21 protein-coding genes are annotated in these 21,911 nt (G+C 34.8%); 8 read left to right on the forward strand and 13 right to left on the reverse strand.

Features of this window, described 5'->3' with window-relative positions; genetic code table 11:
• From P9E47_RS09555 to P9E47_RS09565, 3 genes are all read right to left on the reverse strand, one after another.
• Entirely contained in the window at nt 1–1,263 is a 1,263-nt protein-coding gene (locus tag P9E47_RS09555) for a sensor histidine kinase (protein WP_003333209.1), read from the reverse strand.
• A 94-nt stretch (nt 1,264–1,357) separates the two neighbouring features.
• Nucleotides 1,358–1,915, reverse strand: coding sequence for an accessory gene regulator ArgB-like protein (locus P9E47_RS09560; RefSeq protein WP_003333208.1), 558 nt, complete (start codon nt 1,913–1,915; stop codon nt 1,358–1,360).
• A 118-nt stretch (nt 1,916–2,033) separates the two neighbouring features.
• Nucleotides 2,034–2,189, reverse strand: a complete 156-nt coding sequence (locus P9E47_RS09565; protein ID WP_326163267.1) for a cyclic lactone autoinducer peptide — start codon at nt 2,187–2,189, stop codon at nt 2,034–2,036.
• Nucleotides 2,190–2,807: 618 nt separating this feature from the next.
• On the opposite strand from P9E47_RS09565, the gene P9E47_RS09570 reads away from it, so the two are divergent.
• The gene (locus tag P9E47_RS09570) at nt 2,808–3,206 is read left to right on the forward strand and encodes a hypothetical protein (RefSeq protein ID WP_326163268.1); all 399 of its coding nucleotides are present in this window, start codon (nt 2,808–2,810) and stop codon (nt 3,204–3,206) included.
• Between the two features lie 543 nt (nt 3,207–3,749).
• Here P9E47_RS09570 and P9E47_RS09575 read toward each other — a convergent pair.
• Nucleotides 3,750–4,916, reverse strand: coding sequence for an FtsW/RodA/SpoVE family cell cycle protein (locus tag P9E47_RS09575; protein WP_326163270.1), 1,167 nt, complete (start codon nt 4,914–4,916; stop codon nt 3,750–3,752).
• A gap of 755 nt (nt 4,917–5,671) precedes the next feature.
• On the opposite strand from P9E47_RS09575, the gene P9E47_RS09580 reads away from it, so the two are divergent.
• Nucleotides 5,672–6,472 (forward strand): M28 family metallopeptidase, encoded by an 801-nt coding sequence (locus tag P9E47_RS09580; protein WP_326163271.1) that lies wholly within the window; start codon nt 5,672–5,674, stop codon nt 6,470–6,472.
• 351 nt (nt 6,473–6,823) lie between these two features.
• Here the strand turns inward: P9E47_RS09580 and ytkD are convergent, their stop codons facing one another.
• The 3 genes from ytkD to P9E47_RS09595 form a co-directional block, all read right to left on the reverse strand.
• Nucleotides 6,824–7,294 carry an RNA deprotection pyrophosphohydrolase gene (gene ytkD, locus P9E47_RS09585; RefSeq protein ID WP_003332760.1) on the reverse strand — a complete coding sequence of 157 codons (471 nt, stop codon included), beginning with the start codon at nt 7,292–7,294 and terminating at the stop codon, nt 6,824–6,826.
• A 77-nt stretch (nt 7,295–7,371) separates the two neighbouring features.
• Nucleotides 7,372–7,710 (reverse strand): hypothetical protein, encoded by a 339-nt coding sequence (locus tag P9E47_RS09590; protein ID WP_003332761.1) that lies wholly within the window; start codon nt 7,708–7,710, stop codon nt 7,372–7,374.
• Between the two features lie 194 nt (nt 7,711–7,904).
• Nucleotides 7,905–8,303, reverse strand: a complete 399-nt coding sequence (locus P9E47_RS09595) for a phage holin family protein (protein WP_003331856.1) — start codon at nt 8,301–8,303, stop codon at nt 7,905–7,907.
• 163 nt (nt 8,304–8,466) lie between these two features.
• Between P9E47_RS09595 and P9E47_RS09600 the strand changes: the two genes are divergently transcribed.
• On the forward strand, nt 8,467–8,730 hold the full coding sequence (locus P9E47_RS09600) for a DUF6154 family protein (protein ID WP_003331855.1): 264 nt from the start codon (nt 8,467–8,469) through the stop codon (nt 8,728–8,730).
• A 218-nt stretch (nt 8,731–8,948) separates the two neighbouring features.
• Here the strand turns inward: P9E47_RS09600 and P9E47_RS09605 are convergent, their stop codons facing one another.
• From P9E47_RS09605 to P9E47_RS09625, 5 genes are all read right to left on the reverse strand, one after another.
• Entirely contained in the window at nt 8,949–10,352 is a 1,404-nt protein-coding gene (locus P9E47_RS09605; RefSeq protein ID WP_326163272.1) for a sensor histidine kinase, read from the reverse strand.
• Nucleotides 10,330–11,040: a response regulator transcription factor gene (locus P9E47_RS09610; RefSeq protein ID WP_326163273.1), complete on the reverse strand. Its 711-nt coding sequence runs from the start codon at nt 11,038–11,040 to the stop codon at nt 10,330–10,332. The genes P9E47_RS09605 and P9E47_RS09610 overlap by 23 nt, the downstream gene beginning before the upstream one ends.
• Nucleotides 11,041–11,154: 114 nt before the next feature.
• Nucleotides 11,155–12,093, reverse strand: coding sequence for a c-type cytochrome (locus P9E47_RS09615; RefSeq protein ID WP_326163276.1), 939 nt, complete (start codon nt 12,091–12,093; stop codon nt 11,155–11,157).
• Nucleotides 12,094–12,244: 151 nt separating this feature from the next.
• The gene (locus P9E47_RS09620; protein ID WP_326163278.1) at nt 12,245–13,303 is read right to left on the reverse strand and encodes a tartrate dehydrogenase; all 1,059 of its coding nucleotides are present in this window, start codon (nt 13,301–13,303) and stop codon (nt 12,245–12,247) included.
• Between the two features lie 15 nt (nt 13,304–13,318).
• Nucleotides 13,319–14,365: a DctP family TRAP transporter solute-binding subunit gene (locus tag P9E47_RS09625; protein ID WP_003331849.1), complete on the reverse strand. Its 1,047-nt coding sequence runs from the start codon at nt 14,363–14,365 to the stop codon at nt 13,319–13,321.
• A 105-nt stretch (nt 14,366–14,470) separates the two neighbouring features.
• Here P9E47_RS09625 and P9E47_RS09630 point away from each other — a divergent pair, with 105 nt between their 5' ends.
• From P9E47_RS09630 to P9E47_RS09650, 5 genes are all read left to right on the forward strand, one after another.
• Complete coding sequence (locus tag P9E47_RS09630) at nt 14,471–16,093, forward strand: ATP-binding protein (RefSeq protein WP_003331848.1); 1,623 nt, start codon at nt 14,471–14,473, stop codon at nt 16,091–16,093.
• Nucleotides 16,086–16,763 carry a response regulator gene (locus P9E47_RS09635; protein ID WP_326163298.1) on the forward strand — a complete coding sequence of 226 codons (678 nt, stop codon included), beginning with the start codon at nt 16,086–16,088 and terminating at the stop codon, nt 16,761–16,763. The genes P9E47_RS09630 and P9E47_RS09635 overlap by 8 nt, the downstream gene beginning before the upstream one ends.
• A gap of 249 nt (nt 16,764–17,012) precedes the next feature.
• On the forward strand, nt 17,013–18,056 hold the full coding sequence (locus tag P9E47_RS09640; protein ID WP_003331846.1) for a TRAP transporter substrate-binding protein: 1,044 nt from the start codon (nt 17,013–17,015) through the stop codon (nt 18,054–18,056).
• 240 nt (nt 18,057–18,296) lie between these two features.
• Nucleotides 18,297–18,818, forward strand: coding sequence for a TRAP transporter small permease (locus tag P9E47_RS09645; RefSeq protein ID WP_326153994.1), 522 nt, complete (start codon nt 18,297–18,299; stop codon nt 18,816–18,818).
• A 1-nt stretch (nt 18,819) separates the two neighbouring features.
• Nucleotides 18,820–20,238: a TRAP transporter large permease gene (locus tag P9E47_RS09650; RefSeq protein WP_003333469.1), complete on the forward strand. Its 1,419-nt coding sequence runs from the start codon at nt 18,820–18,822 to the stop codon at nt 20,236–20,238.
• 181 nt (nt 20,239–20,419) lie between these two features.
• Here the strand turns inward: P9E47_RS09650 and P9E47_RS09655 are convergent, their stop codons facing one another.
• Nucleotides 20,420–21,877 carry an o-succinylbenzoate--CoA ligase gene (locus P9E47_RS09655; protein ID WP_039957876.1) on the reverse strand — a complete coding sequence of 486 codons (1,458 nt, stop codon included), beginning with the start codon at nt 21,875–21,877 and terminating at the stop codon, nt 20,420–20,422.
• Between the last annotated feature and the right edge of the window lie 34 nt (nt 21,878–21,911).

Genomic DNA, 21,911 nt, shown 5'->3' on the forward strand with positions numbered 1-21,911 from the left:
TCAACTCCTTTGGTCAATTTGTATTTCTTGGATAAACCAATCTTTTTCAATACGTGTATTCATTGTTATATGATCATATTTATTTAAAATAGAGCGTGCATTAAGCAAACCTAGTCCGCGCTGTTCTCCTTTAGTAGAAAAGGACTTATTGAACAGCTTGTCTAGATGCAGGTTGTCTGGGTTACATTTATTTTCAATAATAATAATATTTTCTTCAGTATTTTGGAAGAAAGCCATATTGATGCAAGGATTTTTAATGTTTTCACTAGCTTCTATTGCATTGTCTAAATAGATGCCAATTACACGTGTAAGATCAATTGGATCGATATTAATTTGTGAAATTTGCTGAGGAATTTCGAGATTCACCTCAATATTTTCCCTTTCTGCTTGGATCATTTTAGAGGCAATAATACTTTTAATATCTAATACTTCTAATTTTTCAAGTACACCAAACATTTTATTACGAAACAGTGTTTGCTGCTCCGTAGGAATAATGTATGTGTAAAAATAATCCGTTAAGCCATCTATATTTTTTTCATCAAGGTAGCCCCGGATTGATAATAATATATTCATATAATCATGACGGAACTTTTGCATATCTTCATTTACTTTTGCCAATGCTTTGGTATATTCACTAAAATGTTGTTGCAATATTTCTTTTTGCTTAACCATATACTCTTTTTTGGTTGTTCTTAGTAATAATGAAAATAATAAAATAATAAGCGAAAGATAGAGTAATTGGATAGCTATATTTATTATTACAAGCATCTTCGTATGTAAGACAAAGACGTTAATATAGAAAATTGCAACAGTAACAATTATCAATACTATTATAATTAATTGATTGACAAAAGATAGGTAGACATATGTCATCTTTCTTTTCAAAATCACTTTATAAAGTACGATAAGTGCAGAGAAGACACAATTAAACAAGATAATATGCATAATAATTGAATCATGACCGCCTATCGGTTTATTTTGCAAAAATTGAGAGATATTATCTGCTAAGATTCCCAGCATCATGACTATACATACATCAATAAGAACCCATTTCGTTTTCGCCAATATATAAAATAAAAAAGACAAACCTACGAATAAAACGATAATTCCTACCCCTTGGGAAAAATAGAAAAAACCTATCAACGAGGGAATTAAAATTAAAATAAATCCTACTATTAACTTTAATAAATCAATTCTAATATTAGCCAAAAATAATACTGCTATAAATAATGCGATAAATTCTATAATTCCAATAATTATCATGCTATATTATCCTGTTCGTTGCCATTTTCAATGGCAGTGCTTTTTGTTTTTTTATGCAGGTGATAATTTATTCTGATTGAATGATAGACCGTCATCAAAATGCCGCTTTCTTATTTAGAATGAGCTGGATGATTACTAGGATAGCTTGAACACTGACACCTAAAGCGATAAATGGTTGGATATTTTGAGGTAGTAAAAGATAGAGTACGAGAATAATGACCAATCGAATCCAACACTTTTTTTGTAAGTAGCTACGATGTTTCTGGCTGACAATTCCATGTTTTTTTGTACCTACAGGTGCAAAAAGAAATAATATAAATGTACTTGCTAATAGAAGCAGCAGATGATGTTCAAAAGTAATAATTATTTGAATCTTACAAAGAACAGGAAACAAAAAAATGCTCCATATCACGCATTGAAGGTTACTAGAAAAATGATACCCCAAGCTAACTTGACGTAAAAAATAGAAGGCCAAGTGCATAATAATGACCTGAAACCAGCAATCTAATAGAATAGCTACCCCATAAACAGCGATAAATTTGGATAGATCAGAAAGTATTAACTTTACGCCAAAAGCAATTTTCGCTTTTTCCACCTCTGTATAATGTGCTTGTGTTAAATAATGAACAAGTCGCTGCTCCAGTTGCTGCATTAATTCGCCCCCGCTCCCTAATTATACCAATAAAGACAAATTAAAAGCAGCCTAGCAATTAACATTGTTTTGCTGCTTTTAATAATGTGATATCAAGCTATAGCATCCTTAGTTTTACTTATTTAAAAGGATGTTCATTTTTGAGTACCTCCGGTAGTTCTTCCTCGTGAAGAAAAAAAGTACAGCCTTGTATAACAGCTATCCCACTAAAGGCAATAACAAGATTAGAAAGTTTTTTAACCAGTAAATTTTTTGTTGAACGATAGTTATTCATCAAAATCCCTCTTTCCTTTTAAATTGAGTGTTAATACTTACTAGATAGAAATAAAAATAGTTTTTCCTATTTCCACATCTCCCCTTTTTTCTACACAATTATAAACAATTAGTAATTTTAATGGTTGTTTTTTCTTAAAACGCTATTTTCCTTTCCCAAATGCAACGTTTTTGGTTAATTCTCACAATTTGTTATAAAAACGAGTGTTATATCCAATTTTAGGAAAAATGTGATCATTTGAAAGAATTTTGATTTAAATTTTAATTAACCACTACAAGTGTTTATTGTGTGGGTGCGGAAAATCGACATTAAGCAACATATGCTGCAATTGAATCGATTTCTGTAGAAAAAAATAAAATAAATGGAGGTGAAAAGGATGGAATTATTAAACTTTGTTTTAAGTCTTAGTAGCGTATTAGGTCTATTTGGTCTTTCAGAGGTTCCATAGTAATACTGTGATTGAGAAGAATTTATTTCACGCTAGAGTAAATAATTCATAGAATTGTAGGTCTTTTCAAGTAGGTCAGGTTTCGATTTTATATTAATTATTAAATCTTGAATAAGTATTCTAATATATTGTGTATTTCGTAAGTATTAGAAAAAGAGAGGAGAATATTAGTGAAAAAGTTTTTGAATTCAAGCGTTGCATTATTAGCATCATTTTTATTAACTTTACCCCTAAATATTACTGAAGCAGCAACTCTAGCAGAAGAAGAACCTAATATGGTTGTTGAGCCACTAGGGGCTGGAGAATGGGACCTTCTAGGGGAATGGACATTTTCGAATGTCATTCGTATACAAAGTGGTGGCGGTGATCTTAAGGTTTGTGCTCCTTATACATCGGATGTAATTAAATTTGGGGTTGATAGTATTGTAACTTTGGAAAAAGATGAGTACACATCTGGTACTGGTGAAAACTGTGCTGTTTTTAGAAACATCGGTCCGAAAGGAGCATATGATATCTTCTTTGCAGATAGTAACCATCCTAGTTCCGTTAAAGTAAGAATATATGATTGACAACTTCAAAAAATGTAGTATAGACCAAAGTTATGGTTTGTGCTGCATTTTTTAGTTATGAAACTTTTAAACTCCTCTTCTAATGTACTGGGATAAGCAGATACACTACAGAGTACAGGGAAACTTGCTTATTGCTTCCAACATTATGATTTCCAGTGTAGTTTCGTATACTTTTGGTGCAAGTTCTATGCAAATTACTCATCGCATCCTGGAACTATCCTGATGATACGATTTCGATCTTTCATCGATGCTACACAAGAAAGATGAAAAATAAAATAGATACTGGATAGATCAAGGTATAAGTTTTGACACAAAAAAAGGAACCTTGTTGGCTCCGTACATATATATTTTTTTCGCGTTCTACCCCTTAATTTGATTTCTGCTTGAATTTCACGATGTTACACTCAATACTAATTTCACTTTTATGAATAATAAGTAAAAGATGCAATTATCAACACAATGAATACTTGTATAACTAAATGTTTGATAATTACAAGCCGTTTTTTTAATATTTTAGTTTGTTCATCATTATTAATCATAAGTTTACCCCTTAGCAAACATATAGTATTTTGTTTTTAAAGAAATATTCAACACTATTCCTAGCCCCAACATTGTGGATAAAATAGAACTTCCTCCATAACTCATTAAAGGAAGAGGTATTCCAGTTATCGGAATTAAACCTATAACCATGCCAATATTTTGGAAGACATGGAATGTAATCATAGTTATCATTCCGCCACAAATAAGTGATTCAAATGTATTATTTTTATTTAATATAGAAATTATTACCATACGATAAATAATTAGAAAATATATGGTAACTAATAAGCTCGCTCCTATAAAACCAAATTCTTCAGCAAATAAAGCAAATATAAAGTCAGTATGTGACTCTGGAATATATACATTACTATTTTGAAACCCCTTTCCATAATACATTCCCGATCCAATAGCTAAAATAGACTGTTTTAATTGATAACCAATTCCTTTGGGATGCGCAAAAGGATCTAACCATGAATAAATACGATTTAATTGGTATTGGCTTATAAAATTAAGTAAAATTTCTGGCTCATAAAAAAATATTCCAACTAATATAGCAAGTACTAACAATCCAATAAAAATAATTGAGCAAACAATTTTCCAATTTATACCTGATAAAAATATTATGCCCAATGTAATAATAAACATTACTAAAGATGTTCCAAAGTCATTTTGGAAGAGAGTTAATCCCATAGGGATTAGAGCAATTATTCCAAGTTTAAATAACAATTTAAAATCATTGTATATAATACCAATTTCATATTGATCTTTATGTTTAGTTGTTATATAGGACAGCATCAATATTAAAAATATTTTCATGAATTCTGAAGGCTGAATGGAACCTATACTGGGAATAATAAACCATGATTTTGCTCCATTCCGTGAAGGAGCAATTGATTCAGGTGAGACTAAAACACCAATTAATAATAAAATTCCAAAAATATAGAGTAATGGTGTTAGTTTTCTAATTGAAAAAAAATCAAAATAGAAGATGCATAGCGCAACAATACAACCAATAATAAACCAAATAATCTGTTTAACAAGGTAATTATCATTTAATTGTACGTATTTTAGTGCACTGCTTATTGTTATACAACTAAAAACCATTAATAAAAATATAAGGAAAACAAGAAAATAATCAAAATAATTTTTATCCTTAGTTATAATAATCACCAGGCCTTTAAATTAACACTCTTATTTTTATAGCATTTGAACTTATACCGCCAATCAATAAATTAGATGTTCCTTTAGATAAAAGTCCACTTTGTTGTCAACAAGCCACTTATTTGAAAGAATTCATTCTTCAAACTAAACAATGTCCGTTATCGTACAGGGAAACTAGCAAAGGTTGCTGTGTCCCCCTTTTTTCTACATAATTATAAAGAAATATTCATTTTAGTGGTTGTTTTTTCCTAAAATACAACTTTCCTTTCCTAAATGTAACGTTTTTCTGCTAATTCGTACATTTTGTTATAAAAAAGATTTTTATATTCAATTTTCAGAAAAAATAAAATTATTATTAAGTGTTTTGTCTTAAAATTCTATTTAACTACTACTAGTGTTTCTAGTATTAGTTCAGAAACAAGGGGTACGACAGAGATACATGTGTCTTAAATAAAAAGATGAAAATCTGCATTTTTAAATAAGCTCATGCTTTTTTTACACTTAACACGCATAGTCATTAAATAATTGGATATAAAGATAAAATATTTTAGATTTAGTTGTTCAGGAGGGAATCGTATGATAAATCAATTTAAAATCAGTATTTTAATTATTATTGCTCTAGTTTTTTTCTTTCTTTTACTACATCATGTTCAAATAGTGAAAAATCAACTGTAAGTAGTAATCAAACCTCAAAAGCTAAAACTTCAATATCGGAAGTTAAATCTTCTATAAATGTACCTCCAATAGAACAAATTGTAGCTACTTTGAGTTCAGATGAATTTGAAGGGAGACGGACTTTTTCAAACGGAAATGAAAAGGCTGGTGAATATATAGCAAACATTTTTGAAAATATTGGGCTAGATCCATTATCAGAAAATAGTTACTTTCAAAAATACCAACAGAATGGGGTAAACCATGACTATAATTCGTATAAAACAGTTCAAAACATAGTAGGATATATTAAAGGTAAAGATAGCGAAAAAGCAACTATAGTATCTGCTCATTTTGACTCATTAGGGATTAAAGATGGAAAGATACATAGGGGAGCATTTGATAATGCTTCAGGTGTAGCAGCCTTAATAGAAGTAGCTAAAAAGTTAAAGACTGCCTCAGTAGAAAATCCTTTTGAGTCAACTATAATTTTTTGCGCATTTAACGGTGAAGAACAATTGTATATGGGAAGTACAGCTTTTATTAATCAATCACTATCTAAATCGTGGTACAAAAACATGTACAACATTAATATAGATTCCATCGGCGCTAAAAATGGTGGAAACTATGTATTTCCAAATGACAGTAAATATTCAATAAAGCTGTATGATTCTATTAAAACTTCAATGAATAAAAATAGTATAGATTTGACTGAAACAAACCAAATATTAGGTAGCGATCATAGGAGCTTTGAAAAGGTTAAAAAGCCTAATATTACTATTAGCCAAGAGAATTTCAGGGAATGGGTTAATAAACCTATAGATACTCCAGATATTTTAGATTATAAACAAATAGAAAAAATAGCTAGTGCTTTAAGTGATTTTATTATTAATAATGATGGAGAAGTGTATTAAAATCATTATAGTTACAGATTTAGAGTGTTATCCTTATACTTAATTAAAGTGTAAAGAGGGAGATTACTATAAAAATTATAGATAAATCATTATTTTCTTCTAAACTTGAAGATTACACCTTCTTTTATAGTTTATTAATAATAATATCTTTGTTAACATTTAAAAGGATAAAAGCTATTGAAAGAAAAAAATGTCGGATTAAAAAAAAATTGAAGACGTAAAAAAACGCATAGAATGATACAACCTTTTTAATATTTGGACAGCATTCAACTATAAAAGATAAAACGCAGTATTCTTTTTGTTTAAAAATTAAGTTTCGGGAAATTCAAAAAATCAAGCTCCCATTCACCCCTAGAATGAGAGCTTTTCTATTTGCTTTAAGCTTTCCTGAAGGACTTTATCTTTCATGATAAAGCTAAATTTTTCGTTTAATCTAATATTAGTTGGCAATTCATCTAACAAAATTGGACCATTTGTTTCAAAAAATGTATCCCTGTCATGTAATTGATCAACTTCTGCAAAATAAATATTTTTTATAATTAAATCCAGTTTCGCTTGAACCTTGTACTGGCCAAGATAATGTAACGAGCTTATCGTAGCACCTGTTTCCTCCATAACTTCGCGTCGTGCCGCCTCATCTGGGCTTTCGCCCGGTTCTACTTTTCCCCCTGGAAACTCAAATCCCCTTTTTTTATGAATGGTTAGCAGCCATTGATCCTTATATTTGCATATGACCCATACATGCTTAGGATTTTTCGAAAAAGGTAAATAATCAAATGAAAGCTGCACTACATTTCCATAATAATCATTAAAATTTATCATATTAAAACCCCATCTTTTTCACAATTCTACTATGAATATCATACCATGTATTTTCTCTAGTCTACAAAAAATCACTCCTACATTGTGGAGTGATTTTCACCATCTAGATTAGTTAATATCCCCATAGATTCAATATGCTGTTTCGTTTCGGTCTTGCCAAGGTCGTAAAGCATTTGGTATACATTCATTAATTCCCTGTCCATCTTATCGTTTTCTGGGTCATTATGATATTCTAAAAACGGAATATGAGCCCGAACGAATCCCGACACATCTGCCGTATACATTTCGTCAAAAACCCCGCGCAGTGCTCTAATTTCCTCATCTGTTGCTTCAATTTCCAGTTCAAAGGGAGTACCTGTTTTTATTTGCGAAATTCCCCTTGACCCTACTGAAATATAGTACGTTTGTTTTTCCATCGATAATCGCTCCTTACAACTTATCAAATGCGCCTTGGCGTATTTGTGCCCAGATTTTTTCGAGCTTGCTCGAAAAACTACCTTTGAAAATCTAAAGCATCCGCCGGAGGCATTAACTTCATTCGGTTCAGCTGAATAAAGTTAATATATACTTTACTTTTTCCTTAGATATGGGTTAAATATTCATAAGAGGGTTATTTTGACTTATTTCGGAGAAGGTTAACAGCATTTTTTAAAAAACCCGGAATTGGGATTCCAAGCCTTCCTGCATTTTCAATGATGGATAGGAGCTCATTGGCCATATAGAAGAAAATGGTGGCATCTCTAATAAGGTGGTTATTTCCAAGCAACTGGTCAACAAAATGAGCTACAGCAATAAGTGCGAAAATCATAATTTTTTTAGCAATACCTTTAAAGCCAACTTGGCTTGATAATTTTCCTTCTGTGCTGGAAGCTAATAGGCCTGAAACATAATCAATTACGACTAATCCAGTAAAAATCATTAATAATGAATCGAGGCCACCGTACAGAAATGAAACGATCGAGCCACCAATTGCTATAAAGAATTTCAAGAAACTTCCCAATTGTTCCATTATTTTCACAACACCTCCTTGTCCTTATAGTTTATTAAACAAAAAAAATGGTGCTTGTATAGAAGCCTAATGGAATATAAATAAACCTGTTAAAATATGCATCTTTTTAAGAGGATAACGGAAAGCTAAAACAAATGAAGAGCGGTAGAGGAGTGCTGATAGTATGAAAAAGTTGATTGACGATCTTTATAAGATGTATAGCCATATATTAACCGGTGATGAGGAAGACGCGGACATTATTATCTTTTCTGTTTTAGAAGCTTTAAAAAGAAAGGACATCCTTGAATTAATCGAAGAAATGAATGAACAGGAACTTTATAGTATGGTCGGATTATATATGCTTGAAAAATTCAAAAGTAAAATGGCCGGGGAAGGTGTCGGCCAAAGCCAAATGTTAACTGAGGATGAAATCAAACATTTACATTAGCAATACATAGGTAAAATTTTGGACTTATTATAAGAAATTTGGTCATTTTATTAATTATTTACCACAAATATTTCAAATCTATTTCATTTACTGTTTATTTATTGTATACTTTGGTTATATTATTTTTGTAATCAGTATCTGATTAATAAAATATTTTCTCCCTATGTTTGCGCATGTGAGTACATGCGCTTTTTTTTTGTACCAAAAACCTTCATTTTTTAGTTCTCTATATATTTGGGGAAACGAAGGATGATCTTGGTTCCAACTTTTTCTTTACTCTCTATTATAATTGTTGCCTCTTGGGCACTAACCAACGCCTTGACGATGGATAACCCAAGTCCACTGCCTCCAGTCTGTCGGACGCGGGATTTATCACCACGGTAAAAACGTTCAAAGACATATGGAAGGTCTTCTTCTGAAATTCCCACCCCATTATCCGCTATCATGATCTCAATAAAATTATCAGTATCATTAGCACTAATCATAACTTGTCCGTTTTCCCCTGTAAATTTGAAACAATTCATTAATATGTTTGAAATAATTTGGTTAAATCGGTCTCGGTCAGCAAGAAACTTCACATTTGTTGGTAATTCCTTAATTTCTAATGCTATATTCTTTTTTTGAAAACCAGGTGCATAAATCTCTTGGATATTCGAAATTTCTTCATATAATGAAATCGGTTCAATCTGAAGTTTAAGTTTAGGATTTTCAGCAACCATTAACTGTTCCTGCTCATTAACCAACCGAACTAATCGCATTAATTCTGAATGACATTTTTCAAGCTTATCAGCTGTTGGCTGTAATATTCCATCTTGAAAAGCTTCGATTAAACTTCTTAATGTTGATATCGGTGTTCGGAATTCATGAGCCATGTCAGATGAATATTGTTTTCTTAGCTTTTCTTGATAACTTAACGATTCTGCAAGTTCATTAATTGAAATAGCCACTGCGGCTATTTCTTCAGACAGCCCTTTAACTGGAATCCTTACATTTAAATTACCCCGCAGTTCCTTCGCTTTGTTAGAAACATATCTCAACCCTGTCGTTAATTTTTTTGAAAAAAAGAAGCTTACGATGAGAGAAATTAAAACCATCGTCATTTCTGCTGCAATAATATGCTTGTTCAATCTTTCCTTAAACGCAAATTCACCTTTTTTATAACCAAGCTTATAATAAAACGTAACTGTCCCGATCTTTTCATTATTAACAAATAATGATTTTGTTTCCGAGTTAAGCCCCAAATCCTTTATTACCGATCCTTTGTTTTCAAAATTAATCGTAATTCCCATTATATCCTTTATTAAATTCGTTGAATCGATAACTTTAACACCATCTTTATTTCTGATTTCATAAAATAAACCCTCCGATACTGCTTGGTACGATATTAACGTCTGCAATTCACCGGAATTTGCAATATTTCTTTTATTAAGTGACCCTTCCATTACATACAGGTCTTTTATCACATTCGTAAATCTTGTAATTTCATCTTCGCGTCGGTTATCTAGGTAGGTAGAGAAACAATCTTCGAATGAAAGCCTAAATGCAATACTCATCAGAAAAATGCTAAGAATGGATAAAATAACAAAATAGAATAAAAGTTTAGAATGTAACGAGCGCAGCATCTGGTTTCCCCCCAAACCGATAACCTACCCCAAATACTGTTTGTATGTATTGAGGCTGTTTCGTATTTACTTCCATTTTTTTGCGAATATTTTTAATATGGACATCAATAGATCGCTCATATCCCTCATAAAAACCATCACTTTGTATTAGCTTTAATAAATTAGAACGGCTAAAAACAATGCCCGGTGATTTGGCCATTTCAGTCAGCAATTTAAATTCCAGTTGTGTTAATTCAATATACTTCCCGTTAACTATAATCTCATTTTCCTTTTCTTTGATTATTAAATCACGATTGTTAAATGTTAATTCACTACTGTTGTCAAATCTGTCGATTCTTCTTAAAATTGCTTTCATTCTTACAATCAATTCTCTAGGACTGAATGGTTTTAGGATGTAATCATCTGCCCCTATTTCAATTCCTTGAATCCGGTCCTCTTCCGCTGTTTTCGCTGTTAACATAATAATTGGAACATTGGACTCTTTACGAATCTCTCTGCAAATTTCTTCACCAGAAATATCAGGTAACATTAAATCGAGGATAATGAAATCAGGATTAAGGATTTTAATCAAATGTAATCCATCAGATCCATTTGTTGCAGAGTTGACAGACCATCCCTCTTTTTCAAAGTAGGCAGTGAGAACGTCAACTATCGTTTGTTCATCCTCAACAATAAAGACATTAAACATGATATAATGCACCCTCTTTTCAAAAGTTAAGTATGTTTTAGTATAACAAAAGTAGCCGAAGACATCTCAAGTCCTCAGCTACTAAAAATCAACAAATTTTCAAACATTCAATTTTTATAGACCTTCTTTAACACTTTTTAACTCATCGTAGTAAGGACTGTCTTTAGGAGCCCCACCTTTGGGCCAATCATTTTCTCTACCCTTCCATTTAGGACGTTCCTGCGAAAGAATGTAGGCCGCCACATTTGCTGCCTCTTCGATTGTCAAACTGCCTTCCTGACCAACCGGCATGTTTCTTTGGATGAACATCGTCGCAGTAGAAAGTCTAGCCATCCCTGCGCCATCATTAAATGAATGTTCTCCCCATACAGCAGGCCCAGTATTAGCGCCGATTCCTTCACCATCTGCACCGTGGCATGCAATACATGATTTTTTATAAATTTCTTCCCCTAGAACTAAATCTGTTTCCGGTATATCTTCTACTTTCATCGTATTTGGCTTTCTCCATGGTATATCAGCACCAATTGGGACACCGGTTGAAATATATTGTAAATATGAAACCATATCTCTTAATTCCTGACTATCTAGCGGCAGTTTCTCTCCATTCATACTGCGTACCATACAGCCATTAATTCGGTCTTCGATACTCATTACCTTCCCTGCACGAGGATTATATTCTGGAGATACCGCTGTTACTCCTACTAGTGAAGATGCTTCACCTACACCAGCACCAGCATGACAGCTTGTGCAAGACAATTTATTCCCTACATACTGATCAAGTGCCGTATCTGACTCATTGACATACGAATAGCCTCGTTTGATTGATTCACTTAGCGGATCATCTTTTCCTTCAAGTTCCTCCATTTTCGGAGGGTTATAAGCTAATTCGATTGTGTTTGTATCTTGATTATTTCCGGAACTAGTTTCCTTATTTGTTTCTTGACCTTGCTGTGAGACTGATTGATTAGGCGGCTGGACCCCCGAACATGCTGCTGTAAAGACTATTAAACTTGCAAAAATTATCCCCAACAACCTCTTCTGATTCTTTTTCACCTCAATGTTCCCCCTTCCAACTATTTATCTATAAGTGCTGTCTTCATTTTTAGTATAGAAGTAAGGTAATTGATTAACCATTGACAAACTGTGAGCAAATTATAAAGAAATTATGAAGGACAAAAAAAGCCCAGTCTCTGGACTTTTACATTTACATATTTTTCAATTGGTTTATTACTTCTTCGATGACCTCATCCATTTTGCTTCTGCCACCAAGATCAGGAGTTTTGATCCCTTTTTCCAATGTTGATTGAATCGCTTGTAAAAGATTTTTTCCTAAATCCTGATATCCGAAGTGATCTAACATCATCGATGCAGTCCATAATTGGCCAATCGGGTTGGCAATGCCCTTTCCGACAATGTCCGGTGCGGAGCCATGAACTGGCTCGAACATGGAAGGATACTTTCCGTTTATATTGATATTGGCAGCTGGAGCAATGCCGATGCTTCCCATAATGGCCGCCCCAATATCAGTTAAAATATCTCCAAATAAATTACTTGCAACAATAACATCATATTCATGTGGACGGGTTACAAAAAAGGCTGAAAGAGCATCAATATGTCTGGATTCTGTCTGAATACCGGGATATTCAGCGGCTACTTGATGAAATACCTCATCCCAGAACGGCATACTGTGGACAATTCCATTAGATTTCGTTGCACTTGTTACCTTGCTACGACGCTTCTTCGCTAGTTCAAAAGCATATCGCATCGCCCGTTCTGTGGCCTTCCTAGTAAATACGGCATTTTGGATGACTATCTCATCCTCACCACTATGAATTCGTCCGCCTGACTCGCTGTACTCACCTTCAGAGTTTTCACGGACAACAATTAAATCAAAATCTTTAGGATTGGCTAATGGGGACGTAACACCCTTCATACTGCGTGCCGGACGAACATTGATAACTTGTTCAAATTCACGACGGATTTTAATTAATAATCCCCAAAGTGAGATATGGTCGGCAACAAGGTTTGGATTTCCAACTGCACCTAAAAAGACAGCATCAGAATCCTTTAATTGTTCAATGCCATCTTCCGGCATCATAACCCCATGCTCTAAGTAGTACTCACAGCTCCAAGGATACTGTTTATATTCAAACCGTAAGCCCCCATGAAGCTCTGCCAAAACATCCAATACCTTTAAGGAAGCCGGCACTACTTCCTTCCCTATTCCATCCCCTGGTATAACTGCTAGTTTAATTACACTCATACTGTTCCCCCTAGTCTAGTTCGATAGTTTCTGAATTTCATTAATCCATCTTTTTCCGTACTTCTCACCATATTCTTCGTATAAGGGTTGGAAAAAGTCAATCCAACTTTCTCGTTCCTCATCGCTAAGCACATGTATGAGAATATCGGACGTTATTTTGATCATATTTAATTGATCATTATTAATTTCCTGTGACTCAGTATACAACCAATTTGTTGTTTCATCCATGGCCTCTTCTATATCCTTTTGAATGTCTTTCGGAAGGGAGTCCCAAAACTCTTGATTCATCATCACCGAATACCCTAAATAGCCGTGATTGCTGATCGTCATATACTTTTGAACTTTATAAAAGCGCTTGGAATAAATATTTGAAATCGTATTTTCAATCCCATCCAAATATCCGCTTTCAAGGTTGCGATACACTTGATTAAAGGGCATCGCACTTGTTTTCACACCTAACTCATGAAACTGATCTTCAAGTGCTTTACTTGGCATAATTCGAAATCGTTGGCCTAGAAAATCTGCCGGCGCCTTTAAAGGGCCACGATTGCTCATCATTTGTTTAAATCCATTACTCCAAAAGGCAATCCCTTTAATATTATGTTTTTTCAATTGGGAGAGTAAAGCGTCCCCTATTTCACCATTCAAAACTGCTTCAACATGCTCATCATCCTTAAAAATATAAGGGAGATCCAGTATAAGCCATTCAGGCAAAAGCTCAGTCATATTAGAATAGGCCGGTGCAATCATTTGAATTTCTCCACGTATTAACGCATTGACCTCCTCACCCTCAGCATACAAAACCCCATTTGGAAAAACCTCTACCTTTACCTTGCCGTTTGTTTTCTCAGCTACTAATTTTGCAAATCGTTCGGCTGCTTGTCCTTTAGGAGTATTTTCAGCAACAACATGACTAAAATTAATGACAATTTGTTTATTCAACCCTTCCTGCTCATGATCAAAAGGAATCGATTTTGAGTCATTATTAGGCCCAAAGCCAATAAAAAAAACAAACATAAAAAATATAAAAATCAAAATGAAAGTACTAATAAAGGTTTTCATAACATTCACCATAATGGAAATATTTTTAAGATAATTTTATCATACCTGTCCAAGCGTGGTACAATATACTATATATAATTTTTTTAATACAGAGGTAGTATTGTAATGTATCATAATATACCAATTCGTTGGAAAATCATGGGCCTCATTTTAATGATTATGGGTTTTTCAATTTTTATGATTGGAATCGGGCTGATCGGAAATTTTATTAATGTCAAAGAAGATGAATTAAAGGATCGGGCGCTAATAACAGCAAGAACAGTTGCTGAATTTCCAGGTATCAGATCTACCGTAAATGGTTCATCGGAAGAACGCAGCACCATTAATCCGCTTGTGGAGCGAGTACGGATCATTAATGGCGCCAGTTATATCGTCGTACTTGATATGAATAGAGTCAGATTGTCTCACCCGGTAGAATCTTTAATAGGGAAGGTATCGGAAGGTACTGATGAAGGCCCCGCCTTTGCCGAACATACGTATACAGTGAAAGCAAAAGGGGAATCAGGAACAGCTGTCCGTGCTTTTGTTCCTGTAATGAATCATGAGCATGAGCAAATCGGAGTCGTCTTAGTTGGCTATTTACTGCCGACAGTATTCGAAATTATCGCAAGTCTTAAATTTGAAATTATTACTACATTAATCGTATCAATCCTCTTTGGAGGATGGGGTTCATGGATGTTGGCCAATCATATCAAACGGCAAATCTTTCATTTAGAACCCTATGAAATTGCCGCTTTACTTGTTGAACGAACAGAAACATTTAATGCCATGCACGAAGGCATAGTCGCTATAGACAATAACGAAATTATTACTATTTTTAATGATAAGGCAAAACAATTATTAGGGGTTTCAGGGGATATTATCGGAAAAAAAATTCGTGATGTAGTCCCAGATACCTATTTACCGGAAATTCTGACTTATAATCATCCCATCTATAACAAGGAATTAAATGTACGTAATCAAATCCTTCATTCCAACCGGATTCCGATTAAAGTAAATAATCAAACGGTCGGTGCTATTGCTATTTTCCAAGACCAAACAGAGGTAAAGAAATTGGCAGAGGAGCTGACTGGGGTAAAAGCCTTTGTAAACGCTCTCCGCGTCCAAAACCATGAGCATATGAATAAGCTCCATACGATTGCAGGTCTCATTCAAATGAATCATAAAGAAAAGGCGCTTGATTATGTTTTTCAAATAACAGAGGAACAACAGGAATTAACGCAATTTTTAGGGAAGAGCTTTCGTGATGAAAGTTTATCAGGTTTGTTATTAAGTAAGGTCAGCAGGGGAAAAGAGCTGGGGATCCAAGTTATCATCGACCGCAATAGCAATTTAGGATGGTTTCCTCCCCCGCTTGACCATCATGATTTTGTCGTCATCATTGGTAACTTAATCGAAAATGCATTTGAATCCTTTCGTACAGTGAGTCAGACAGATAAACAAATATTCATAAGTATTGAACAAGATTCTAATGTAACTTCCATACTCGTAGAGGATAACGGTGATGGCATGGACGAAGGAATTAAAGAAAAAATATTCTCGCATGGATTTTCAACAAAAGGGCAAGAAGGCCATGGTATCGGTCTCCATTTAGTAAAGGAAATTGTGAATAAAGCAAAAGGTGAAATTGTCGTCGAATCCGAAAAAGGATTCGGTACTTCCTTTATAATTACTTTTTACGAAAATTCTCCAATAGGGGGTTTTGAAAATGACGAGTCAAATGATTAGGGTATTGCTAATAGAAGATGATCCGATGGTACAAGAGGTTAACCGTCAATTCATTGAAAGAATAGAAGGATTTAAGATTGTGGGAATTGCCGGGAATGGTTATGAAGGAATAAAAATGATCAAAAAATTAAAGCCCGACCTCATTTTTATTGATATTTTCATGCCTGCTCAGGACGGCCTTGAAACGATTCACCAAATTAGGAAAGAGGCTATTACCGTTGATATAATTACCATTACGGCTGCTACAGATATGGAAACAATTCGAAATGTACTTCAAAATGGAGCGTTTGATTATATTATGAAGCCCTTTAAATTTGAACGGATAAAAAAATCGCTAGAAAACTACCGATCATTCCGAAACCAGCTTCACAGCAAAGCAAATCTTACTCAACAGGATTTAGATCAAATTCGCTTTGAAAAAGAAGACTATGAATCATCAAATTTAGAATTACCAAAAGGATTGAATGAAGTAACGTTCAAAAAGATTATGAACTACCTAAATGACCAAAAACTGCCTCTTTCAGCTGAGGAAGTAGCTGAAAAAGTTGGTCTAGCTAGAGTAACTGCTAGACGCTATTTAGACTATCTTGCCAAGAGTGGACATATCTTCATTGATGTCCAGTACGGCGGGGTTGGAAGGCCAATAAACCGTTATATAACAAAAGGATAATAATTTTATAGATTACTTACAATTCATATTTTTGACAAACTTTCAAAAGGGGCTTAATGGCTCCTTTTTTCTGTTCACACCAATACTGTTAGCGTTTTCAGACCAAAAAGACCAAAAGGTACAATATGACCAAATTATTAACAAAAATCGACGCCGCCTGTACTATAATAGACAATTCATAATAAACAAAAGAGACGAAATGTTTTTAATGGTGTTTATGAATTTAAAACAAATCTAGGGGGTTTTTTAATGAAAAAGTGGCTTATGATGATGCTCGCAGCAGTACTTATGGTTGGTATTCTAGCTGGCTGTGGTGCAAGATCACAACAAAGTACTTCTAAAGAAGGTGGAGAAGCTGGCGGCGGTGCTAGTGACGAAAAGATTATTATTAAATTCTCACACGTTGTTGCTGAAAACACACCAAAAGGTCAAGCAGCTGAAATGTTTAAACAATTAGCTGAAGAATATACAAATGGAAAAGTTGAAATTCAAGTATTCCCGAACTCTCAGCTATATAAAGATGAGGATGTATTAGCAGCAGTACAGCAAAACAACGTTCAATTAGCTGCACCTTCAACATCAGTTGTTACAAAGCTATATCCACAATGGACTCTTTTTGACTTGCCATTCATTTTCAAAGATGAAGCAGGCGTTCAAGCAGCAATGGAAAGCCCAGAAATCGGCGGCAAACTGTTTACAATGCTTGAGGAACAAAACCTACTTGGTTTAGCAATGTGGGATAACGGATTCAAACAAACACATTCAAATAAAAAGATTGTAGCTCCAGCTGACTTCAAAGGTCAAAAATTACGTGTAATGTCTAGTAAAGTACTTGAAGCCCAGTTCAAATCAGTAGGCGCAAACCCAACACCTATGGCATTTGGTGAAGTATATAGTGCATTAGAGCAAGGTGTAATCGATGGTGGAGAAAACACAATTTCTAACGTTTATTCCCAAAAGATGCATGAAGTTCAAAAATATATCACAATGAGTAACCACGGCTACCTTGGATATGCTGTAATTACAAATTCTGATTTCTGGAATGGTCTTCCAGAAGATGTTCGTACACAATTACAAAAGGCTTTAGACGAAACGACTGCTTGGGTTCGTGACAATAGTAAGCGTGTAAATGACGAACAACTTGCAGAAATTAAAGCTTCTGGTAAAACAGAAATTATTGAACTATCTGAAGAAGAAAGACAAGCATGGGTAGATGCAATGACTGTTATCTATTCAGAATTCGAAGGTGAAATCGGCAAAGATCTAATCGATGCTGCAAAAGCACTTTGGTAAAACACAAAGCGTAAGCACTCGTTTAGCGACGAATGGACTGGAGCACATCGACTGAGATAAAGGATATCCGGCGACGAAGCTATGCTGAGTCGATGTTGACTTATCGTAGGGAGGTGGGTGAAGTCCACTAGTCGCTGGGCGCTGGAGCTAGACTTCATGAACAAAATAAGGGGCTGATACGCCCCTTATTTTTAAAACTATTGTTAGACAAATTTCGACATAAGTATGATGATAAGGGATGTGAAAACATTGAATTTCTTAAATAAAATTATCTCGAGAGCCGAGGAATTACTATGCGGCCTTGCCTTATCGCTTGCAACGACTTTCGCATTTATTGAGGTTATTTTACGTAGAGGTTTTGGTTCAAGTTTAGGCTTCACGCAAGAAGCGGTTAACTATTTATTGATTTTTGTTGGTTTGATCGGTGCTTCAATTGGTGTACGTGAAAAAGTTCATCTTGGTGTAGATTTACTTGTAAAGCAGTTTTCTCCTAATTTACAAAAAGGGATGATCCTTTTTATGTATAGTTTAAATATTTTGTTCTGCCTTGTTGTTGCTATTCTAGGTTATCAGCATATTGGAATTTTAGCGCAGTTCGGTAATGTATCCCCGGAGATGGAAATCCCTATGTACATTCCAAAGGGCATTGTTGCAATAGCATTTACATTAATGACATTCCGTTATCTTCAAGAATTAATTAAAGCAATTAAAACTCCGACAGAACAGCTCTTAGCTGAACAACAGGAAGGCGGTGCACATTAAAATGAATGCAGTACCTAAACAAACATTAGAGCAACCTTTGATGCCAAAGTCAGGAACACCATTAAAAAAATATAGTTCATTATTCTTTATTGTTCTATCATTAGTCGGCGTTATTTATTCAGTTATGATAGGCAGTGCAGCTTTAGCGGTATTTTCATTATTATTCTTATGTTTATTTTTAGGTTTACCGATTGCGATTTCATTAGGTTTAGCATCTTTTGCAGTTATTTATTTTTTTACAACCGATCCGCTTCCTGATTTAGCTGGAAAAGTGTTTTCTGGTCTTGATAACTTTCCATTAATGGCGATTCCCTTTTTCGTACTAGCTGGTAACATCTTTACAACTGGCGGTGTTGCGAAACGTCTTATTAATTTAGCTAATGCGTATATCGGTCATTTACCTGGTGGTTTATCAATTGCGGCTATTATGTCATGTGCTTTATTCGCGGCTATATCTGGTTCATCCCCAGCAACCGTTGCAGCGATTGGAGGTATTATGATTCCAGCGATGGTGAAATTTGGATACCCGAAAAGTTATGGGGTAGGTTCAATTGCCACTGCTGGTTCTCTTGGAATTCTTATACCGCCAAGCGTACCGATGATTGTATACTGTGTTACAGTTGAACAATCAGTAGGAAGAATGTTCTTAGCTGGTATCGTACCAGGAATTTTTTTAGCAGGACTTCTTGCATTTGTAAGTTTTTATGTAGCAAAGAAAAATAAATATCCGCTTAGCCCTAAGGCTACATTCTCTGAAAAAATGAAAGCTTTTCGCGAATCAATTTGGAGTTTATCATTACCTATTTTAGTTATCGGTGGTATTTATTCCGGCTTGTTTACACCGACAGAATCAGCTGCCGTAGCTTGCTTCTTCGGATTAATTGTTGGATTTTTCATCCACAGAGATTTAAGAATCAAAGATATACCTGGCATTTTAATTGAATCTACGAAGACAACAGCAATGTTATTCTTTATCATTGCTATGGCGATGGTATTCGCTCACATTCTAACTTTAGAGCGAATCCCTCATGAGCTTGTTTCAGTTATTAAGGATATGAATATGGGACCAATCGCGTTCCTTTTAATTGTTAACTTAATCTTATTTATTGCCGGACAATTTATGGAGCCAACAGCAATTATAACAATTCTTGCTCCAATCCTTTTCCCGGTAGCGATGGCATTAGGAATTGACCCAATTCACTTTGGTATCATTATCATCGTTAACATGGAGATCGGTATGATCACGCCACCGGTCGGACTGAACTTGTACGTAGCCAGTGGTATTTCAAAAATGTCACTTGTCGATGTTACAAAAGCAACTGGGCCATGGTTATTAGCTACAGTTGTTGCTCTTGCAATCGTAACATTTGTACCACAATTAAGCTTATGGTTACCAAACTTCTTATATGGATTGCAATAAAACAATATTTTTATTCATTTGCCTAGGGGTGGGCAGTGAGGTCGAACAATAAATAGAAAGGACAAAGGTTTATTTATTTAACCTTTGTCCTTTTCGTTTTCCACCTGGGTCATAGGGGGCAGGTTCTGAGTCTCGTGCCACGGGGTCGGGAACTCTGTCCCAATCGGGTTCTCCGTCCCAATCAATCGAGTAACTTCCGTAATTCCTTGCGCATTAGTTTGTTTGATGCGTTCCGTGGCAATCCATCCTCTACGAAGATCACATCAACTGGTACTTTATATTTTGCTAATCGTTCCTTGCAAAGACTAAGGATTTCTTCTTTTGTAACCATCTCGCCATCCCATGTTTTTACAAATGCAATCGGCACTTGCCCCCACTTTTCATCACTTTGGCCAACAACTCCAGCTTCTTCAATCGCCGAGTGTGATAAAATAACGGCTTCAATTTCCGCTGGATATATATTTTCACCACCAGAAATGATTAAATCATTGCGGCGGTCAAGCACATATAAAAAACCATCTTCATCCAAATAGCCGATATCTCCTGTATACAACCAAGCATTTACAATGCTTTTCTCTGTTGCTTCTTCGTTCTTCCAATAGCCTTTTGTAACAACAGGGCCTTTGACAACAATTTCACCAGCTTCATTAGCAGACTGTTCCTTACCATCTTTTTCGATTCTTAACTGTGCCGGGAAAAGTGATTTTCCGGCAGAGCCAAGCTTAGATAGCATATATTCTGTACTTAATGTTGCGATTTGCGAAGAGGTTTCTGTCATCCCATACGATTGATATACTGGAATCCCTTTTTCTTTACATATTTCTAAAAGCGGTTTTGGCGCAGGGCCTCCCCCTAATAGTGCACATCTAAACGATTTCGGATACACCCTTTCCCCAAGATCTGCTACCAATCTAACAAGCATTTGGCTTACAACAGAAATATGCGTAACATGATAATTTTCAATCGCCATATTTACCTTAGCTGGATCAAATTTTTCTACTAAATAAATAGGCATGCCGTAGAACACACTTTTCATTAAAATTGAAAGACCACTGACGTGAAATAAAGGTGTTACACATAGCCAACAGTCATCCATATGTAAGCCTAGATTTAAGGATGAACTAACTGCATTCCACCAATGGTTTCCATAGGAAAGCATGACTCCTTTAGGGTTTCCGGTCGTTCCTGAAGTATAAATAATCGTATGTACTTCGTTCAAATCATATTCAAAACGGATTGTTGCCTTTCCTTCCTCAGCGTTAATGAACTCAGCTAATGAAAGCTGTTTTACGGCTTTTGGAGCATTTTCAAGTTTTTCTAGGAAAACATCATCAAATACTAAAAGCCTGCTCTCTGAATTTTCAAGTTGCCAGCTGATTTCATGGGATGTCAATTTTGTATTCAACAGTACAGCCACTGCCCCAATATATTCGAGACCATGCAGAAGAAACAAAAATTCTTTGCGGTTTCCGATTAAAACTGCAACGTGATCACCATGCTTCACACCTAATGCTGATAGTTTATTGGCAGCAGAAACCGATAATTTATGCAGTTCGTTAAACGTCCAAGTTGCCTCCTCAGTAATTAGTGCTACTCTTTCCGGTGAAAGATCCGCTCTTTTAATAAGCCAATTCGGCATAATATCACTTGCCAATATTCCTCACCCTCCTTCC

Origin of the sequence: Schinkia azotoformans (assembly GCF_035811335.1) — a bacterium.
GTDB classification, from domain to species: Bacteria; Bacillota; Bacilli; order Bacillales; family Bacillaceae_J; genus Schinkia; species Schinkia azotoformans.